3 protein-coding genes are annotated in these 1,487 nt (G+C 61.1%); 2 read left to right on the top strand and 1 reads right to left on the bottom strand.

What is annotated here, in order from left to right; translation table 11 throughout:
• Positions 1 to 5: 5 nt before the first annotated feature.
• Complete coding sequence (locus tag OQK_RS21665; RefSeq protein ID WP_016774238.1) at positions 6 to 215, bottom strand: DUF2945 domain-containing protein; 210 nt, start codon at positions 213 to 215, stop codon at positions 6 to 8.
• A 164-nt stretch (positions 216 to 379) separates the two neighbouring features.
• Between OQK_RS21665 and OQK_RS21660 the strand changes: the two genes are divergently transcribed.
• Both OQK_RS21660 and OQK_RS21655 read left to right on the top strand, forming a co-directional pair.
• Entirely contained in the window at positions 380 to 607 is a 228-nt protein-coding gene (locus OQK_RS21660; protein WP_016774237.1) for a hypothetical protein, read from the top strand.
• A gap of 148 nt (positions 608 to 755) precedes the next feature.
• Positions 756 to 1,487: NAD(P)-dependent alcohol dehydrogenase (locus tag OQK_RS21655; RefSeq protein WP_038861529.1), on the top strand; the 732-nt coding region annotated here is incomplete at its 3' end.

Genomic DNA, 1,487 nt, shown 5'->3' with positions numbered 1-1,487 from the left:
CGTTTCTAAGCGTGCTTCAGCGCGTCGCCGTGATGCATGGCCAGGTGGCCGGTCTTGTCGCTCTTGACCTCGTACTGCGGCGCGTCTTTCGAAGCCGGCCGGTGGCGGCCTATGAACTCGGTGTCGCGGGTGTGCACCTTGACCACTTTGCCGTGAATCTCGCCGGCCTCGGATTTCCAGCGCACCGCATCGCCGACTTTGAATGAACTGCTCATCATTGCCTCCTCGCCTCTGGCTGTTGGTTTATGGAGCCGCGCGCGTCGGAGAAATTCCGCTTTTTTGAGAGGCGACCGAAGGCAGGCAAAAAAATCGAACGGCGAAAATCGCCCGCACCTCCAACTTCCACAAGCCATAGAAAACGGCAATGACGAGGTGTGAGATGAACAACGATCAAGGCAAGCAAGGTGACGATCCGCTCCCAACCACGCCCGACCCGCTGAGTCCGGGGCGTACAGAGGTCGATCCGATGAAGGAACGCGGCATCGACGAACTGCCCGACAACGAGGGCGAAGTCCCGCTGGATGATGACGATACCGGTCTGGATCCGGAGCGCGTACGTCAGGAAACCGATAACGCCGAGATGGACGACCAGCCCAATCCGCGTTGAGCCTGAAAAGGCAGCCGTCGCCATGCGGCTGCCTTTCGGTTGCGCAATCAACAGCAGAATCAGGCAAGCATTTCACAGAAATGCACTACTTCGCGCTCCGCCCCAGGCGCAACAATGGGCGTCCGACAACCCCATGGAGGATGCTCACATGCTCGTACAAGCCTATGGCGCCCACGCTGGCGACAAACCCCTTGAGCCCATGCAGATCAAACGCCGTGCGCCAGCCGCGCACGACGTGCAGATCGATATCGCCTTCTGCGGCATCTGCCATTCCGACCTGCATCAGGTGCGCGCCGAATGGGCTGGTACGCAATTCCCTTGCGTGCCCGGCCATGAAATCGTCGGCCGCGTCTCGGCGGTTGGCGATCACGTCAAAAACTACAAGGTCGGCGATCTGGTCGGTGTCGGTTGCATCGTCGACAGCTGCCAGCACTGCGAGGACTGCGAGTCCGGTTTGGAAAACTACTGTGACGGCATGATCGGCACCTACAACTTCCCGACCCCGGACGCACCGGGCTGGACCCTCGGCGGCTATTCGCAAAACATCGTCGTGCACGAGCGCTATGTGTTGCGGATTCGTCATCCCGAGGCGCAACTGGCCGCCGTCGCGCCGCTGCTCTGCGCCGGGATTACCACCTACTCGCCGCTGCGTCAGTGGCGCGCTGGCCCTGGCAAGAAAGTCGGCGTAGTCGGCATCGGTGGCCTGGGCCACATGGGCATCAAACTGGCCCACGCCATGGGCGCCCATGTCGTCGCCTTCACCACCTCCGAATCCAAGCGCGAAGCGGCCAAGGCGCTGGGTGCGGACGAAGTGGTGGTGTCGCGCAATGCCGAAGAAATGGCGTCACACATCAAGAGTTTCGACTTCATCCTCAATACC

It is taken from the genome of Pseudomonas sp. R62 (assembly GCF_000257605.1).
GTDB lineage: Bacteria > Pseudomonadota > Gammaproteobacteria > Pseudomonadales > Pseudomonadaceae > Aquipseudomonas > Aquipseudomonas atacamensis.
This window is presented reverse-complemented; position numbering and strand designations above follow the sequence as displayed.

What these genes read in the sequence shown, in the direction of transcription:
- OQK_RS21660 (WP_016774237.1), top strand. Translation starts at nt 380, where the DNA reads ATGAACAACGATCAAGGCAAGCAAGGTGACGATCCGCTCCCAACCACG.
- OQK_RS21665 (WP_016774238.1), bottom strand. Translation starts at nt 215, where the DNA reads ATGAGCAGTTCATTCAAAGTCGGCGATGCGGTGCGCTGGAAATCCGAG.